Origin of the sequence: Paracoccus hibiscisoli, from assembly GCF_005048265.1 — a bacterium.
In the GTDB taxonomy this organism is placed as follows: Bacteria; Pseudomonadota; Alphaproteobacteria; order Rhodobacterales; family Rhodobacteraceae; genus Paracoccus; species Paracoccus hibiscisoli.
In genome coordinates this window covers 1-15,784 of record NZ_SUNH01000044.1, presented here as the reverse complement: position 1 = coordinate 15,784, position 15,784 = coordinate 1, and the positions used below count along the sequence as shown (strand labels likewise).

15 protein-coding genes are annotated in these 15,784 nt (G+C 61.8%); 4 read left to right on the top strand and 11 right to left on the bottom strand.

Going from position 1 to position 15,784, the window contains the following annotated elements; all coding sequences use genetic code 11:
* Positions 1-522 precede the first annotated feature (522 nt).
* Positions 523-1,023, top strand: a complete 501-nt coding sequence (locus FA740_RS18155; protein WP_136858237.1) for a YciE/YciF ferroxidase family protein — start codon at positions 523-525, stop codon at positions 1,021-1,023.
* 91 nt (positions 1,024-1,114) lie between these two features.
* Positions 1,115-2,635: an NAD(+) synthase gene (nadE, locus tag FA740_RS18150; RefSeq protein WP_136858236.1), complete on the top strand. Its 1,521-nt coding sequence runs from the start codon at positions 1,115-1,117 to the stop codon at positions 2,633-2,635.
* Positions 2,636-3,191: 556 nt separating this feature from the next.
* Here nadE and FA740_RS18145 read toward each other — a convergent pair.
* From FA740_RS18145 to FA740_RS18125, 5 genes are all read right to left on the bottom strand, one after another.
* The gene (locus FA740_RS18145) at positions 3,192-4,082 is read right to left on the bottom strand and encodes an NAD(P)/FAD-dependent oxidoreductase (RefSeq protein WP_211243752.1); all 891 of its coding nucleotides are present in this window, start codon (positions 4,080-4,082) and stop codon (positions 3,192-3,194) included.
* Between the two features lie 253 nt (positions 4,083-4,335).
* A complete protein-coding gene (locus tag FA740_RS18140; RefSeq protein ID WP_136858235.1) occupies positions 4,336-5,382 on the bottom strand; it encodes a DUF3618 domain-containing protein in 1,047 nt (348 codons plus the stop codon).
* Positions 5,372-5,773, bottom strand: coding sequence for a phage holin family protein (locus FA740_RS18135; protein WP_136858234.1), 402 nt, complete (start codon positions 5,771-5,773; stop codon positions 5,372-5,374). The genes FA740_RS18140 and FA740_RS18135 overlap by 11 nt, the downstream gene beginning before the upstream one ends.
* Positions 5,766-6,371: a hypothetical protein gene (locus FA740_RS18130; protein ID WP_136858233.1), complete on the bottom strand. Its 606-nt coding sequence runs from the start codon at positions 6,369-6,371 to the stop codon at positions 5,766-5,768. Before FA740_RS18130 ends, FA740_RS18135 begins: the two co-directional genes overlap by 8 nt.
* Positions 6,372-6,915: 544 nt before the next feature.
* Positions 6,916-7,719, bottom strand: a complete 804-nt coding sequence (locus tag FA740_RS18125) for a helix-turn-helix domain-containing protein (RefSeq protein ID WP_211243751.1) — start codon at positions 7,717-7,719, stop codon at positions 6,916-6,918.
* Between the two features lie 578 nt (positions 7,720-8,297).
* Here FA740_RS18125 and FA740_RS18120 point away from each other — a divergent pair.
* Positions 8,298-9,424 (top strand): IS3 family transposase gene (locus FA740_RS18120; RefSeq protein WP_136858238.1). Its coding sequence is split into 2 segments (ribosomal slippage): positions 8,298-8,562 and positions 8,562-9,424, totalling 1,128 coding nucleotides; the frame shifts between segments, so codons are not numbered across the junction.
* On the opposite strand, the gene FA740_RS18115 is transcribed toward FA740_RS18120, so the two are convergent.
* From FA740_RS18115 to FA740_RS18105, 3 genes are read right to left on the bottom strand one after another with little or no spacing between them, the layout of a single operon-like run.
* Positions 9,342-9,950 carry a PHP domain-containing protein gene (locus FA740_RS18115; RefSeq protein ID WP_136858232.1) on the bottom strand — a complete coding sequence of 203 codons (609 nt, stop codon included), beginning with the start codon at positions 9,948-9,950 and terminating at the stop codon, positions 9,342-9,344. The genes FA740_RS18120 and FA740_RS18115 overlap by 83 nt on opposite strands.
* A gap of 13 nt (positions 9,951-9,963) precedes the next feature.
* Positions 9,964-11,496: a Y-family DNA polymerase gene (locus tag FA740_RS18110; protein ID WP_136858231.1), complete on the bottom strand. Its 1,533-nt coding sequence runs from the start codon at positions 11,494-11,496 to the stop codon at positions 9,964-9,966.
* The gene (locus FA740_RS18105) at positions 11,411-12,166 is read right to left on the bottom strand and encodes an ImuA family protein (RefSeq protein ID WP_136858230.1); all 756 of its coding nucleotides are present in this window, start codon (positions 12,164-12,166) and stop codon (positions 11,411-11,413) included. The genes FA740_RS18110 and FA740_RS18105 overlap by 86 nt, the downstream gene beginning before the upstream one ends.
* A gap of 286 nt (positions 12,167-12,452) precedes the next feature.
* Between FA740_RS18105 and FA740_RS18100 the strand changes: the two genes are divergently transcribed.
* The gene (locus FA740_RS18100; protein WP_136858229.1) at positions 12,453-13,073 is read left to right on the top strand and encodes an SOS response-associated peptidase; all 621 of its coding nucleotides are present in this window, start codon (positions 12,453-12,455) and stop codon (positions 13,071-13,073) included.
* 35 nt (positions 13,074-13,108) lie between these two features.
* Here FA740_RS18100 and FA740_RS18095 read toward each other — a convergent pair whose 3' ends face one another.
* The 3 genes from FA740_RS18095 to FA740_RS18085 form a co-directional block, all read right to left on the bottom strand.
* The gene (locus tag FA740_RS18095) at positions 13,109-13,738 is read right to left on the bottom strand and encodes a thermonuclease family protein (RefSeq protein WP_136858228.1); all 630 of its coding nucleotides are present in this window, start codon (positions 13,736-13,738) and stop codon (positions 13,109-13,111) included.
* Between the two features lie 205 nt (positions 13,739-13,943).
* Complete coding sequence (locus FA740_RS18090; RefSeq protein WP_136858227.1) at positions 13,944-14,486, bottom strand: MOSC domain-containing protein; 543 nt, start codon at positions 14,484-14,486, stop codon at positions 13,944-13,946.
* A gap of 858 nt (positions 14,487-15,344) precedes the next feature.
* A partial coding sequence (locus FA740_RS18085; RefSeq protein ID WP_136858226.1) for an MFS transporter occupies positions 15,345-15,784 on the bottom strand: 440 nt, incomplete at its 5' end.

Genomic DNA, 15,784 nt, shown 5'->3' with positions numbered 1-15,784 from the left:
GATGGCTGGGAAACCCTTTCTCAGCCTCTCGTGCCGATGTCTCTTGACCTCGCGGCCTGACCGGAGCCAACGTTACATGCTCGGAGCGCGCTGCTCGCCAATTTCCACCACATTCGCGACACGACCGGGAGCAACGTCGGGTCATTCTCTCTATTAGTGCGACAAGGCCAAAAGCTGAAGACGGCGCTGTTTCTGCCCTAATCCAGTAACGACCTCTGCCCCACCAGAAGTTACCACGGCGTCATGAACGGCGCCGTTTGGTGGCAAGGAACCAAACGACCATCGCGAAGCTTCTTCAATATGGAAGCCAGGATACCAGAGAAATTCTGGCAACAAGGAGTTCGACATCGCTTCTGCGTCAAAACCTGGACGAAGAGCGCCCCATGTTGGGTTGGATCTAGAAAAACCTGCCGACCGTCACGCGCCCCTACATGGCCCTGCCTGCCAGCGGCGGATGTGCTGACGTTTGATTAAGTCAAATTCCGCCCGCTACTGGGCAATCCCAAGCATCAGGAGAAACCGATGGCTGACAAGACCCTCGAGACGCTGTTCCACGAAACTCTCAAAGATGTTTATTATGCCGAGAAGAAGCTGACGACAAACCTTCGCAAGATGGCCCGTGCAGCGCAAAACTCGGAGCTGAAAGCTGCGTTTGAACAGCACGAAGAAGAGACCCAAGGCCAGGTGGAGCGCCTGACGCAGGTGTTCGAGTTGATCGGCAAGCGCCCGCGCGGCAAGACCTGTGACGCGATCGAGGGCATCATCTCGGAAGCGGCAGAGATCATGGAAGAGTTCAAGGGCAGCCCGGCGCATGATGCCGGCCTTCTGGCCGCTGCGCAGGCTGTCGAGCATTACGAAATCAGCCGTTACGGCACGCTGAAGGCTTGGGCAGAAAAGCTGGGCATGGACGAAGCTGCAACGCTTCTGGACCAGACGCTTCAGGAAGAAACCGCCACGGACGAGAAGCTGACCATGCTGGCGAAGACTGTGATCAATACCGCCGCAAGCGGCAAGGCAGCCTGACCATTCCACAAAGGCCTGCCCCGACGGGCAGGCCTTTTCCATGAGAATTCATGCGGATCCTCTATTCCCCCTAAGATTTTTGGAGGGCCTTATGCTGGAAGCTGACATCTTGAACCTATCACGGCAAGAGCAGTCCGGAGGATTGTCGCGGTGGTTTGCAAAGCACTTCGCGGTACAGATCGAGGAGGGTTTATTTCTACCGCCTTCCAAGCTCCAGCAGGTGCAGGACCGGCTCGTGAGCCAGCTGAGCGATTATCGTCAGCAGACCGGGGTGTCGACAGCAGTGTTGGGAATGTCGGGGGGTGTCGACTCCGCCGTGACCGCTGCTCTTTTCAAAGCTGCTGGGTGGAGAGTGATTGGCCACACCTTGCCCATTCATCAAAATCCGGAGGAGACCGAGCGCGGCATTGATGCGTGCTCGGCACTGAACCTTGAGCATTTTCACATCGATCTCTCAGGCGAGTATGATGCTATGGTGGGAGCCATGGGCCGTCTCGATCCCACTATCACCACGGGAGAGGATGAAGGCTTGCGCACCCGACGGGGTAATCTCCGTGCCCGCCTGCGCATGATGACACTGTACGATCAGGCTCATCGCCATGGTGGTATTGTGGCCAGCACGGACAACTTCTCGGAGTTTGGAGCTGGCTTCTGGACGCTGCACGGGGACGTGGGCGACCTGGCCCCGGTGCAGGGACTGCTGAAATCCTGGGAAATACCTTGGTTGGCACGCAATCTTGGAGTGCCCGAGCATACCTGGCGGGCGAAGCCCACGGACGGTTTGGGGATCGGAGCGGGGGATGAGGCTCAGATTGGAGCCACCTACCTCGAGTGGGACATCGCTGTGTTTGCCCTGGACAAGGCGTGTCAGGAAAACCCTCGCGCTGCCGTTTCAGACCTTGATCACGTTTTGCAAATTGAAGGTGATGATCACGCTCAAACGGTTCTAGAGGCGGTGCTGCGCAGGCTGGGCGGAACTTGGTACAAACGCATCAACCCAATTAACCTCAACCACCCGCTTTCCGACCGACTTGCGCTGATGAACAAGCTGGATGAGCGCCTGTTTCGCCCCGATACACTGCACCGGCAGACGGTTGAGCTTCAGTTTCCGGTTGAAGTTCATGCGGCGGCAACTGACCTTTGCAATCGCCTGACCGACATGAAGGTCCACGTTGTTACGGTGGAATCCTGCACGGGCGGACTTTTGGCGGCAAGCATTTCCGGGGTTGGTGGTAGCTCCTCTGCACTCGAGGGGAGTTTTGTAACTTATTCACCCGCCATGAAAGTTACTGCCCTCGGCGTATCCACTCAGTTGATTGAAGAGCGGACTGTCTACGACCCGCAGGTAGCAGTTCAGATGGCGATCGGTGCATTGGAGGTGGCCAGTGATGCGGGGCTGGCCTTGGCCGTTACAGGGGTGGGTGGCCCCGACGACGATCAAGGAAAGCCCGCCGGTTACGTCTGTATCGCAGCCTGTCTTAGGGGCCGGGATCCAGTGGTGAAAGAGTTCAACTTCCCTGGTCAACCCCAAGCCGTACTTGCAGCGGCCACATCCGCTTCGCTGGAAATGGGCATATCGATGCTGGCAGGAGATGACACGGCGGACAGATAAAAAGCAGCAAACCACCGGCGTCGGTTTCGCAGATCTTGTCGAAACGCATTGACCGGGAGTAGATGGCGGTTTCAGGGCTGCACCCCGAGCTCGATGCCCCTCGCCATGGGGCTTGATCCGATGGCGCCCGCTGGCTCAATAGGTGAGAATGGTGTGGACGTGATACGGCACTGCCTCGATCATGCGCTGAACCGGTTTTCCTAGGGAGATGGCCGTACGGCCGTTCCAGCTGCGGGCATCGGCTGCTGAAACCGCGCTGCTGATTCCCGTGGCCGCCGCCGCCGCCGCTGCATGATACTTCGCCTTGGCAATGCTTGTCGTGATTGTTGCAGGGTCTGAGGATCGCTTAATTGATCTGGCAGTGCTGTCCGGACAACTTCATGATGCCGTGCCCCACAGCACTAACCACCGGATCTCAGGCCGCGGTCACATGGTCCACCAGATTGATCTGACCGCGGTTATGCGGGCCATCACAGAGGCCTTCGAGCTAACGGCGGTCTGATCGATCTGCCCATGCTCGCCGCCCAGGGGTGGCAGTCCGTTACAGCGGTGGTGGTCAGGATGCCGACGCGGACAGATCGTTGTGGATCGCGGTGGCGGCGATGGCGCCGTGCCCCATCGCGACGGCGATCTGGTCCAGTCCGTTGGTGACATCCCCGATCGCATAGACCCCGTCCAGACTGGTCTTGTGCTTCGCATCGATCGCGATATGGCCATCGTCATCCAGCTCCACGCCAAGACAAGATGCCGGATCGGCGCGAGGGGTCGTTCCAAGGGCCACATAAAGGGTGTCAAACGGGTGAGTTTGCCCGTCCTGCAGGGTGATAAGAACCTCCGAATCCGGCAGGGCAATACCCGTCAGCGCGGGCTTTAGAACACGGATGCCGTTTCGCACGTTGGCAGGAAAACCGTCGAGGGAGATCAGTGTGACCGATTGCGAGTAATGGCAAAGAAAGCTGGCCTCCTGCTGGCCGTGCGTGCCGCTTCCCAAAACCGCAATGCGTTTGTCACGGACTTCATGGGCGTCACAGACCGGACAGTAGCGCAGGAGCCCCCGGGCCACCCCCTGCGCGTGATCATCACCCGACAGCGGCGGCCGATGATTGAATACTCCAGTGGCGAAGATGACATTGCGCGCCCACGCGGCCTGGCGGTCGGTCGCCACCCGGAACACGCGGCCGTGCCGCTCCACTGCCTCGACCGTTCCGGCCGCTAGCCCTGCGCCATAGCGCAGGGCATGGGTTCTCATCCGCTCCAACATCTCCTGCCCAGAGATGCCGTCCGGGAACGGCGCTAGGTTGTGCGTTTTGGGGATCATCCGGGCCCGCCCATCCTGTCCGTCGAATACGGTGACGCTGCGCAGGAACCGGGCCAGATACAGCGCGGCTGTCAGTCCTGCGGGACCTCCGCCGATGATTACGCAATCTTGGATGTCGGGTATTTCCAATGGAGCAGACTCTTTTGTTAGAGGCTTTTTCACTTGCCAAGGAAGAATGGCTCGCAAAGCGTCGATTTGGTTATTTTATTCGCCGAACTCCATAATCGAGACCCGACATTATTGCGGTATGATTGAATAAAGTCGCACTATGCTGAAACAAGGTCACGGACAGTCCACAGCAGCACACTGTCTGAATGGGCCAATCACCGATAGGGATAGCCCCGCGAATACGGGGCTATTTGGATATGCTACGGTCGCGCGTTTAGAGTTGAGGCGCTCCTGTCGGTCCCATCGTCCGTGTCGTTCCGGCCTCGCCCGATGCATCTGTCGTCCCGGATGCAGCGGCGGATTGGGTCTGTCCAGAGACGGGGGAGGTCGTCTTCGAATGATCGTCGGTTAGCTCGCCCTTTGCCGCGGCGACCACGTTGGAAGCAGCAGACTTTGCCTCGTCGAGACCGGCGGAAAACGCGTCCCCAAGACGCGTCTTTTCCTCTTGGTAGATCTCTTCAGCCTCGTCGAACAGCTGATCGCGATAGTCGCCCATCAGTTCATCTTCACGCCGGGTACCGGGCAATAGGGCGCCCAATGCGGCGCCGCCAAGGAGCGCCAGGGCACCGAATAGCAAAGGCTCGTTGTCGTAACTCTGCGCGACCTTACGGTTGGCCTGTGCCATCTGGCGGCTGGCCGCGTCGCTTGCGTCCAGTGCCTTGCGCCTTGCGGTTTCGATCCGGCGACGGGCCTCTTCACTCATTCCTTCGGTACCCTCTTCGAGGCGGTCACGGAAATGACGTGCACGTTCGCCCAGAGCGGCCGTACCGTCACTCAAGCGATCGCGTAAGTTGCTGGCCGTCTCTTTTGTCCTGTCCATCATACTATGCTCCTTGCTGGTTCCGGTGCTCTGACTGGAGGACGTGCCCGTTGTTGCCGGGTGATGGTCCGAGGCCCAGGCTGGGGTCATCGATCGGGGGGCGCGAGCACGTCCCGGCGCCGTCGGGGATGAGGTTGCGTCGCCATGGTGCCGGTCAACAGACGAGCGGCCCATGCCGTGGACCGGGTCATGCCCTCGGCCGAAGATCATCCATGCGAGCCCGACGCCAGTCAGGCCCAAGGCAACAGGATTGGCACGGGCGGCAGCACTGGCCGACTCTGCCCAATCTGCTCCATTCCGGCGGACCGAGCTCGTAAGACGGCGTGACAAGCCGTCAAGCGACAGCTCCCCTTGCAGATCGTTCAGGGTACGACGCAGCGCATCGCGGTCCTGTTCGATCTCTCGTTGGATATGGTCCGGGTTGTTCAGATCATGCGTCATGATAGGCTTCCTTCACCGCGTGCGCGTCGCGCTGGACATTCTCAACCGTGCGCGTCGGCACGAGGTTTTCGGGTTTCAGCTCGGCCATGCCTTTGCGTAGCAACACGTAGGCTAGGATCGCCAGGATCACCCCGACGATCACCGCACTCCAGATCGGTCCGAGGTCAGTCTCGGCAAGTGCGGCTACCAACGCCACCGTCAATACATTCAGCGTAACGATACCGAGAACAGCCGCAGCGACGATCATTCCCAGTCCAGCACCCGCATGGCTCAGGTTCTGGCGCATCTCGGCCTTTGCTAGCGCGATTTCCTTGCGGACAAGATCCCCCGACAGGCGCAGCGCGTCAGTCGCGAGAGAGGCGGGGTTCTGCGAACGGACCGGGTCAGTCATACGAACCTCCAATTTTACGGCTACCTGAAACAGTCGAGGTATCGGCCGATGCAGGGCGAGCGGCGCTGCCGACGCCAGTTGTGCTGTTGATGCTGGTGGCGCCGGCCGAGCTGGCTGCCGGCCGATCCGACGAAGTCGTCGCTCGGGTCGTGCTGGGATTGCCGTAGCCGCTGGTCGTAACGGGCTCCGACGGAGACGTGGACCCTGCCCGCAGGAAGCGTATGGCGGCAAAGCCCGCCAAGGCCGAAAGACCAAGAAAGGCGCCCGGCTGTTGGCGTGCAAAGCGGCGCACGTCACCCAGCATCTGCGCGGGATCAGTCGAGTTCAGGCTGTCGGCCAGACCGCTGACGCCGTCGGCGGCGCGGTCAAACATCATTGCGATAGTGGAGTCTGCGTCCACGTCAGACTTAGCTTTGCGCAGGCCCTTAGCGACGCTTTCGGCGCGATCTGCGATATCCGAGCGCAGGTTCTGTTCGCGACGCGTGACTTCCTCTTTGACGTTTTCGGCCAAACGCGACGCTTGTTCAGTAGCTTTGGATTTGATGCTGCCCTGTTGGGACGTTGAGGTCTCCTCGATGTGCGGATCGTTGACGGTCATATGGGAACTCCCTTGTGTGGAATAGGGCGAGCATGGTCCTGCGCGCCGGTGCCGTTATTAGGTCGTTAACCAAAAAGGGGACGTCATGTTCCAATTAGCCTTACCGAAGCGGGGATAGCCGATACGGAAACAAGCTGCGGCTACCGGCTAAGGCCACTGTAATACTGTCAGAAAAATAAGGGTTCTTCTTTGAGCTTCTCATTGAAATCAGCGTCGTGTTCCCTGCCGTCCTAAGTTGGACACGGCGCACGAGCTGCAAGGGATAATAGGCCGGCTTCGGTGCTGATGGCGATCCCGGCCCATCGAAGTGTATTGTGACGATGGCGTGCTGGTCAAAGAACTGAAGCACTTGACCGTATCCGTGTCACACGGCGTTGCACTGCCTCCCGGCCGCTACTGGCTACTATGCACAGATACTGCAACTGTGCTGCCAATTTTACGGAATGGGCAACGGGTGCCCCGGTTGCTCGCCAACCCGCTATCTATAGCTGAGAGCCGCTGCAGGAGCGTATCAACGGCCCAATGCGCCGCGTCATCAATCCCTTCAAGCATAAGAGAGAAAGGTAGATTGGGATTCAGTCCGCTTGGCAGACTCGCGTGAATCTATGGCCTTGCCCATCAATGCCAGAGCCTTTGCAAGATCGGAGTCTTCGATCTTGAACGCTGCCAGACCCTCAAGGTCGAGGGTTTCGACATGCTCCGCTTCCAACGCTGCACGTTCCTTGCGCGCTACCTGGTCGTCATCCGGCGTAGCTGGCCGCCCAGCCCATCGCCCAAGAAGCGCAAGGGCACGCTTGGGGGCAGACAGGCGATAGGCATTGCTGACCTGTCGGACCTGTGGCCCCCGGCCCTCTGTCGGGGCTGGTTCAAAGCGGCGCAGCCAATCCAGAAAGCCATGATCGCGCAGCGCCTTCAGCGCCCGTACAACCGCGTCACGCGAGCGGCACAGCTTATCGGTGATGTAATCAAGGGACGGGTCCAGTCGGCCCGATTTGAAGTTCACCAGATTGGCGAACAGCGCCAGGACTTCCAAGGCGATGCCCCCGAGGGGGCCGTTCCGCTTACCGGGCTCCTTCCTTGCCCGTTCATACTGGCGCGCGGCCATCAGGATCTTCTGCACGTCCTGGCGCGACGTCCCGCGCCAGAATGATCCCTCGCACGATCCCTTGCGACGTGAATTGCGGCGGATGGGTTTGTGATCGGCTGCACCGCAATCAGTGCGCGAGCCGTCAACGACGCCGTCTATGCGTTTGAAACAATTGCCGCGTTCTGCGGCCTCTCTGGTATTTATCTGCTGCTCCTTGAGCAAGAAGCGCGGTGTCCGCAGGCAAGCCGTATCCGTTCGCACAGATGCGCCTTTACTCTTGATTTTCGGGAGCGGGAGGATAACTGTAGCGGATAGAAATGAGTGCTAGTTCAGGTCGGCAAAACCTGAGTTATCGACACCAAGCCCCTCGTGCGGACCCCCGCGCGGGGGGTTTCTGTTGGGCCGGTATTTTTATCTGACTTTGCGCGCCCCTCCCGGTGCAGGTGCTCTAGGATGCAGCGCGAGAGACAGACGAATGCAGGGCAACTGATAAAATACCGATTTGCTACCAAGTACCTGCATCAGTAAGTCTCCCAAATGACCTCGGAAATCTGACCGCTGTAATCCATGGTCCGCATCGCGATGCCGCGCCTCGTTCCAGCCTGTTCTCCATCATGATACCCAACCCGGTCACGAACCCACAAAGGCGTGTCCTCCAGGCGGATACTGATCCAACGAAACTCGCCGGTCTCGTCGTAGAAGCCGCGCTGCGTCGTATCCGATATTTCGACACCATCGCTGTTCCGCTGACCACGATAATTAACGTGGTATGGAGTGCCCCCTCTGAAGTGGTCCATCTTTTTGGGATAGAATTATCCCGTTTTCAGGAGGACGACGAGATGGCCGGCAAGCGAGAGAAGCCCGAGGATATCGTGCTGAAGCTGCGACAAGTTGAAGTGCTGCAAGGGCAAGGCAAATCAGTTCAGGAGGCCGTGCGGCAGATCGGTGTGACGGTTCAGACCTATTATCGGTGGCGCAGGGAGTATGGCGGCATGAGCCGGGATCAACTCAAGCGGCTGAAAGAGCTGGAGGCCGAGAATACCCGGCTCAGACGTGCCGTGTCGGATCTGACGTTGGACAAGATGATCCTGGCCGAGGCTGCACGGGGAAACTACTGAGCCCTTCCCGCCGTAGGCAGTGCATCGACCATGTGCGGCAAACCCTCAGCGTATCGGAGCGCAGGGTTTGCCGCACATTGGGTCAGCACCGCTCTACGCAGCGCAAAGTGCCCTGTGGTCTGCCGGATGAAGCCCGGCTGACCGAGGACATCACCGCGTTGGCCGAAGAGTTCGGGCGCTATGGATATCGCATGATCACCGGGCTGCTGAACAATTGCGGCTGGCATGTAAACCATAAGAGGGTCGAACGGATCTGGCGGCAGGAAGGGCTGAAAGTTCCGCAAAAGCAGCCGAAGAAGGGCCGACTCTGGCTCAATGACGGGTCATGCGTGAGGCTGCGGCCAGAGCGCACGAACCATGTCTGGTCCTATGACTTTGTCCAGGATCGGACCCACGACGGGCGGATCTTCCGCACGCTAAATATCATCGATGAGTTCACGAAGGAGGCGCTGGTGATCCGAGTCAAACGGAGGCTCAATTCAACGGATGTGGTCGATGTTTTGACGGATCTGTTCATCCTACGCGGTCCGCCGGAATACATAAGGTCGGACAATGGCGCAGAATTTATCGCCAAGAAGGTCCGCGCCTGGATCGGGGCAGTGGGCGCGAAAACCGCATTCATTACCCCAGGCTCACCGTGGGAGAACGGCTACTGCGAGAGCTTCAACGCCCGTTTCCGGGATGAGCTGCTCAACGGCGAGGTCTTCACCACGTTACGCGAGGCCCAGATCCTGATCGAACGGTGGCGGCGTCACTACAACACGGTCAGGCCGCACAGCGCTTTGGCATACCGGCCGCCGGCACCGAAAAGCATCGTCCCGATAGACCAAAGACCGACCATGCACTAACATTCAAACTGGACCACCCGATGGGGGCACTCCACCGCAGCTGATCGTTAGGGCGCCGCCGCAGGGTCAGCGCCAAGTGGGCGCGGTCGCCGAAGGCCTCGCGCATACGGCGCAGCTGCAGGGCGCAGAGATCATCCGCCTGATCGGGGATCAGGATGCCGATAAGACCCTCGCAGGCGGCGGCCAGGTCCGCCCATTCCAGATGGCACTTGCCCTTGCCCGCGCGCCCCTTGCCGACCGACAGCAACCGGCAGAGGCGGGAATAGGCCGGGCGGTCGGTCGGATAGACGAGCAGCGACATGCCGCAGGCCAGGTCCAGCCGGCAGCCGACGATCAGCCGGACGCCGGTCTCCTTGGCCGCCACATGGGCGCGCACGATCCCGGCCAGGGAGTTGCGGTCGGTGACGGCCAGGGCCTGCACGCCCATCAGGGCAGCGGTGGCGAACAGCTCCTCGGCCGAGGAGGCGCCGCGCAGGAAGGAGAACTGCGAGGTGACCTGCAGCTCGACGTAAGAAGGGCCGCTCATCCAGAGACCTCGCTCATCCGAACATTCCATGCAGGAACCAGCGATGCGATCCGGTGGCCCGGTCCTCTCCGTCGCCCTGGCGGAAGATCCAGTAGCGGGCTCCGGCCTCGTCCTCGATCCGGAAGTAGTCGCGCACGGCATGCGCCTCGGCGTCGCGCTTCCACCATTCGCCGAAGATGCGCTCCGGTCCGTCGGCGCATTGCACATGGCGCCGCACCCCGCGCCAGAGGATCCAGCGCGGAGGATGGTCGGGCAGCAGCGCCATGGTCTCGATCGGCTCGGGACGGGGCAGCAGCCGCGAGGGGCGCGGCCAGTGGTCTGGCCAGGTGTCCATGCTGGGGGTTGCCGTGTCCGCCAGCGGCGGGATGCGGATGATGGCGCGTTCCGGCACGTCGCTGGCCACCGCGGCGAAGCGGAAGACCGAGCGGGCGCCGAGCCGGTTCGACAGCGTGTCGATCAGGCCGGAGAGATCGGGCGCCGTCTCTTCCAGAAGCGAGGTCGCCGCCTGTCGCGGCACCAGCGGCTCGGCAATGGTGGCGGTCAGGGTCATGATCTCGATGCCGAGGCCCGGATCGAGTGTGACGATCCGGTCGCAGAGCAGCCGGGTCAGCCGGGCCGGATCGCGCTGCGGCACGGCGAGGCCCACGCGCAGGACCTCGGTGTGGTTGTCGATCCGCGCGCACAGCAGGTCCAGCCGCCGCGCGCCGAGCCCCTTGGCGGTCAGCTCCGTGCAGAGCTGAACCACCAGCTTGCCGATATAGCGGGCGATGGTCTCGGGCGCGGCGATGGGTTCGGCGAAGGCGCGGCGGATCTCGATCAGACCCTCCGGGCGCAGGGGCGCGATCGGCTCGGAGGCCAAGCTCCGCGCCTGATCCAGCCGCCGGCACAACTCCGCGCCGAAGCGGCGCGTCAGGGGCGCACGGGGCTGATCCATCAAATCGCCGATGGTCTCGAAGCCGAGATCCCGCAGCCCGGCCACTGTCGCGACGGGCAGGCGCAGGGCTTCCAAGGGCAGGGGCGCCAGCGCGGCGTCCGATGCTCCCGGTGGCACGATGATGACGCCGTCCGCCCCATGCCGTGCCAGCGCATGGGCCGCGCTCCAGCTGTCGGCCAGGGCCAGCCGTGCGGTGATGCCGGAAAGCGCCAGCTTGCCTGCCAGCGCCTCCAACATCGCGGCCTCGCCGCCGTGCAGGTGATCGGCGCCGGTGGAGTCGATGGCGATCCCGTCCGGCGGATCGGCCGAGACGATGGGCGCGACCCGCTGCAGCAGCCACAGCGCCAGCCTGTCCAGTGCCGCAGCATCGGCGGAGGCGTCGTCCGCCTCGATGCGCAGATCCGGCACCAGGGCCTGCGCCCGGCTGACCGTCATGCCCGTCCGCAGGCCCAGATCCCGCGCCACTGGACAAGCGGCTGTGATCACCCGCCGGTTGCCCACGCGACCGGCGATGATCAGCGGACCCTCAGCCGACGGCGATGTGACGCCCACCTGCCGTTGCCGCCGATCGATCGGCCACATCGGCAGGAAGACGGAGATGACCCGCGCCATCGCATGCCTCCAGTTCGAGATCGAAGGAATCCCCGGCCCGGGCCCGGATCAGCTCGACGAGCCACCGCGCTCGGCCAACGCCCGGAACGGGCAGGGGGGCGGAGGGCAGTTCCGACACCCGCCAGCGCGTCATCGCTGCGGTGGGCTGTCCGAAGTCGCTGGCGTCGGCCTGTCGCCGCCAGCGTCTAAGCGCCAGACCGATGGTGCCGGATCCCTTGGCGGCCAGGTGCAACCTGCGCGAGGCGGTCATCGACAGCCGCGCCACGTCGCCCACCACGGCGGCCAGCCCGCCATGTCGCAGGCCTTCCTCCATCGCCGCCAGGACCGAGATGTCGTCCCCGGCCTCGACATGGATCACCCGCTCGGGCGGCAGGCCCACCTGCGCCAGGCCCGGCGCGAAGAGATCGGCTTGGGTCACGCACCACAGCACCTGGCCCTTCATTCGCGCGGCAATGCCCGCCACGAAGCAGGCGGCCGCCGCGCCGTCCACGGCCCCCTGGCCGCCGCCCGCCACCTCATGCAGCGCGCCGAGCGAGAGCCCGCCCTGTGGAAGTCGACGATCCAGCTCCCGCACCTCGAAAGGCAACACGCCGTGCTGGCGGGCTCCCGTGCCGTCGATCTCGCCGATCCGGGCGCGTAAGTCGGCCAGAGCGGGGCGGACGGAAGGCATGGAAAAAGCTCCTTTGGGGTCGGCATGAACAGGTTTGATTAGTTCCTGTTTTGTTCTCACCGTGCCATTCTGTCAACCGATGTGGCAGACGTTCCAGCATGAGCCCGGGCGACGACGCCACAAGGTATTGGAAAGGCTGGATTCAAAGCGGGGGATAACTCGCCGGTTGCCGTGAGGACTGATCCATCCTGGTCCTCCGACAGGGTCAAGACATCGGCCGCGGAGTGATTGACGTAGGCAGAAAGCAGGCCCAAAATGGGAGCCAGACCAGCGCGAGGGCAGGGCGATTTGCAATCTGTATAACGTGACCACCTCGCAGGAGGGGCTGACCCGTCTGATCGATGGGCTCACCGACCGCGCCGGAAACCTGGCCTCCGGCAGCGTCTATCCCGATCAGCTGGCGCCGATCATCCGCAACGGCGACGAGGGGCCGGAGCTGGTCAAGGCGCGATGGGGCATGCCGTCGCCGCCGTCGGTCCTGAAGACAGCGCGCGATCCGGGCGTCACCAACGTGCGCAACCTCGGCTCGCCGCATTGGCGGCGCTGGCTGGGGCAGGGGCATCGCTGCCTGGTGCCGGTCACCAGCTTCTCGGAGCCGCGCGGCAAGGGGCAGGGCGTTCAGTGGTTTGCGCCGACTGACGCAGACGCGACGATGTTCTTCGCCGGGATAGAGACCCGCGGCTGGACCTCGCTCCGCAAGGTGAAGGATGGCGAGACGACCGACGATCTCTACGCCTTCCTGACCTGCCCGCCGAACGCAGAGGTCGCACCGATCCATCCCAAGGCCATGCCGGTGATCCTGACGCGTCCGGAGGAGTGGGAGGCCTGGCTGGACGGCATCCGCGCCGAGGAGTTGCAGCGCCCGCTGCCGGATGGCGCGCTGAGACTGGTCGACGAGGCGATCTGAGCAGCACGGATGGCGGGGCGGAGACCGTGGATGCTCTAGCCCCGTGGCGCCCGCCACCCGGCCGTCCGCGCCTCCTCCTCGCTGCAGAACCAGCGCTCTCCCTTGGCTTCGCTGATCCGGGTCGCGGCATAGCTGCGGCTGTCGGGCAGGTGATAGATGCGATCACCCGATTGCGAGATATTGCCTTTGATCCGGCATTCAGGCGCGTCTGAAGTATCTGCCCGCCTGATGGCTCGATACTCCCACGCGGGCTGATTGACTCCGGACCAGATCCCGAACCCCTGCTGCCGGGCCACGGTTTCCGCGGGTGCGTAGGTATCGGAATAGCGAAGATATGCCCATGCGAGGCCCTCAGCCACCATTGCCTCGGCAAGGTCGCCCCCTGCCGCCTCACAGCGAGAAACGCTTCGCTCATAGCGGTCGCGGTCCAACTCTTTGCAGGTCACCACGGTGTCGGCGATCATCTGCGCGAGGCGATCGGTAGCGGCCTCCCCGCAGCGCCAGGTCACTCTTCGGGCATCTTGGCAGGTTTGATCGCTCGGGTGCGTCAATACCGTGGAGACGAATGACGACACCCTGAACACGCAGGCCGTCGCCATCCACGATTTCCGCCGCTTCGGCTTGGATAGGGCCAGAAAGATCAGCGGCTTGGCCGGGCGGCGCATGACCCAAGATGAGGGCGGCGACAGAGAGGCTGAGCGCTACGAAGGAGCGTGTAAGACAGATATAGGGCATATCCGAATTTATAGGGCAGCGTCTCGGCCCGATGTTGGGCCATCTCAGTCAAATGCTCGCTATAGGAGGGCACCGCCAAGGCGCCTATGATCGCGGGCTCGCTTCCCTACGGGCTGGTGCCCACCACATGGTCTCTCAGATCGGCTTCAGCGGTTTGTGCGGTAGGAGCGGATCAACAACGTCGATCAGATCCCCCTTTCTGACAACACCGCCTCTCTTGACCACGGCCATGATGCCGGACTTTCTTACGAGGCGCCCATCTGTGCTCTTATAGAGCACCGCGCCAAGAAGACCCTTCTGGAACTTTTCGATTTGCGCGCAGGGATTGCGCAAGCCCGTCACCATCAGTTCCACTTCGGAACCAATGCGCAGAACAGTCTCTTCCGACAAGGACAGCAGATCAATTCCAGCAGTCGTGATGTTCTCCCCCAGATCGGTCGGATGGACCTCAAAACCTTTGCCTGCCAGCTCCTGAAAGAGTTCCGAGGGGATCAAGTGGACCTGGCGCAGATTGGGTTGCGTAGGATCGGTCGCCACCCGAGAGCGATGCCTTACTGTGGACCCATAATGCGCGTCACCCGCGACCCCGAGCCCTTCCACAACTAAAATTTCAAGCGCCGGGTCTTTTGAGAAGCGATGACCCTTGGCTTTTGCCACTGCAACCACGGTGCCCACCATAGACGCCTTGCCCCCGTAATACCTGAGACGGGATTAGGCCGTACCAGGAACAGCGGTCAAGCAGGGTTCATGCACGAATTCAGCCAACAGCCAGACCTCCAGCGACTGCGACGCGGCGAGAGGCGGTGGCAACGGCAGGACCCAAGGGCCAGAAAGTCTGTTACACGGCCAAGGCCAGATTGTTCTTCAGTGCCGTGTGGAGGGCGGACCTGCCAACGCTTACGTGGGCGATATCGGCGACCCCGACCATCTTGACGCGTGCGCCCGCATCGCCCCGGCGCGGAAACCTTGGGAACATCGATCACGCGAACTGGGCTGAGACCCTTATCCATCACCTGCACCAGGGCTATTTACCTGACCGGGAGGGATGGCTAGGCGTCCATTTCGTCTAGGCAGGAAGGACGTTCACACCCAGGACGTGTATCAAAAGCCGTGCGGTTTTGATACATGTCGCAAAAGGTCGTTCTACGACGGCTTTTGCAGCACGCTGGACGATGTTGCACCAACGATCGTTTTTGAACATGGCTCGAATATGGGAAGGGTGGCAGGCATCCGTTAATCCGCTCAGGACCTCTGAACGGCGGTGTCTGAACAAGTTTGCCTGACTAAAAAAGCAGTATGAACTTTTGGTCAGGCGAATTGGCTGATTATGGGTTTTTGCTTGACTTTAAATGGGCCAGGTTGCGTTGCTTTTTCTATCCGGCAGGCTGCTTCCCAGAGAGAGGCAACAGGATCTTCCATATGCCTTACCTCAGCCTGCCAGCTTGACGAGAGTGGACGGTCAGCGGTCGGCGCCACATAGACGCGAAAAGCCCCATTGCGGTCATTCAAGCTGTCCTCAAACAAGGACGGCTTGCTTCATATGCTGAATGGCCAGCGCCTGTGCAGATCGTCGATCACCAAGGGGTGGTGATGCTGCCCTATTCCGCCATGTTCACGCAGATGCGGATGATCAACAGGCAGGCCCGGATGCTCATGCACAATATCCGTCGGATCACCCGCAGGCCACAAACGCCACGCCAAGGCCAGCCCGATCAGGCCGATGATCGCCATGGCAGCAAAAGCGGCTGTCATGCCTGCGCGGGCGCCTAAATATCCGGCCAAGGGATAGCAGATCAGCCAGCAGGCATGAGACAGCGCGAACTGAGCGGCAAAGATCGCCGGACGATCTTCCGGATGGGCCGAGCGGCGCAGCAACCGGCCCGCTGGCGTCTGCGCGACAGAATAGCCGAAGCCCAGGATCAGCCACAGGACCAGCAGCGCGCCATAACTGCCTACGACCATCCCGGAGGCCGTTC

Excerpts from the sequence above, each read along its gene's own strand:
- FA740_RS18155 (WP_136858237.1), top strand. The coding sequence starts at position 523 with ATGGCTGACAAGACCCTCGAGACGCTGTTCCACGAAACTCTCAAAGAT.
- nadE (WP_136858236.1), top strand. The coding sequence starts at position 1,115 with ATGCTGGAAGCTGACATCTTGAACCTATCACGGCAAGAGCAGTCCGGA.
- FA740_RS18140 (WP_136858235.1), bottom strand. The coding sequence starts at position 5,382 with ATGACGCATGATCTGAACAACCCGGACCATATCCAACGAGAGATCGAA.
- FA740_RS18135 (WP_136858234.1), bottom strand. The coding sequence starts at position 5,773 with ATGACTGACCCGGTCCGTTCGCAGAACCCCGCCTCTCTCGCGACTGAC.
- FA740_RS18130 (WP_136858233.1), bottom strand. The coding sequence starts at position 6,371 with ATGACCGTCAACGATCCGCACATCGAGGAGACCTCAACGTCCCAACAG.
- FA740_RS18115 (WP_136858232.1), bottom strand. The coding sequence starts at position 9,950 with ATGAGCGGCCCTTCTTACGTCGAGCTGCAGGTCACCTCGCAGTTCTCC.
- FA740_RS18110 (WP_136858231.1), bottom strand. The coding sequence starts at position 11,496 with ATGGCGCGGGTCATCTCCGTCTTCCTGCCGATGTGGCCGATCGATCGG.
- FA740_RS18105 (WP_136858230.1), bottom strand. The coding sequence starts at position 12,166 with ATGCCTTCCGTCCGCCCCGCTCTGGCCGACTTACGCGCCCGGATCGGC.
- FA740_RS18095 (WP_136858228.1), bottom strand. The coding sequence starts at position 13,738 with ATGCGCCGCCCGGCCAAGCCGCTGATCTTTCTGGCCCTATCCAAGCCG.
- FA740_RS18090 (WP_136858227.1), bottom strand. The coding sequence starts at position 14,486 with ATGGTGGGCACCGTGGTTGCAGTGGCAAAAGCCAAGGGTCATCGCTTC.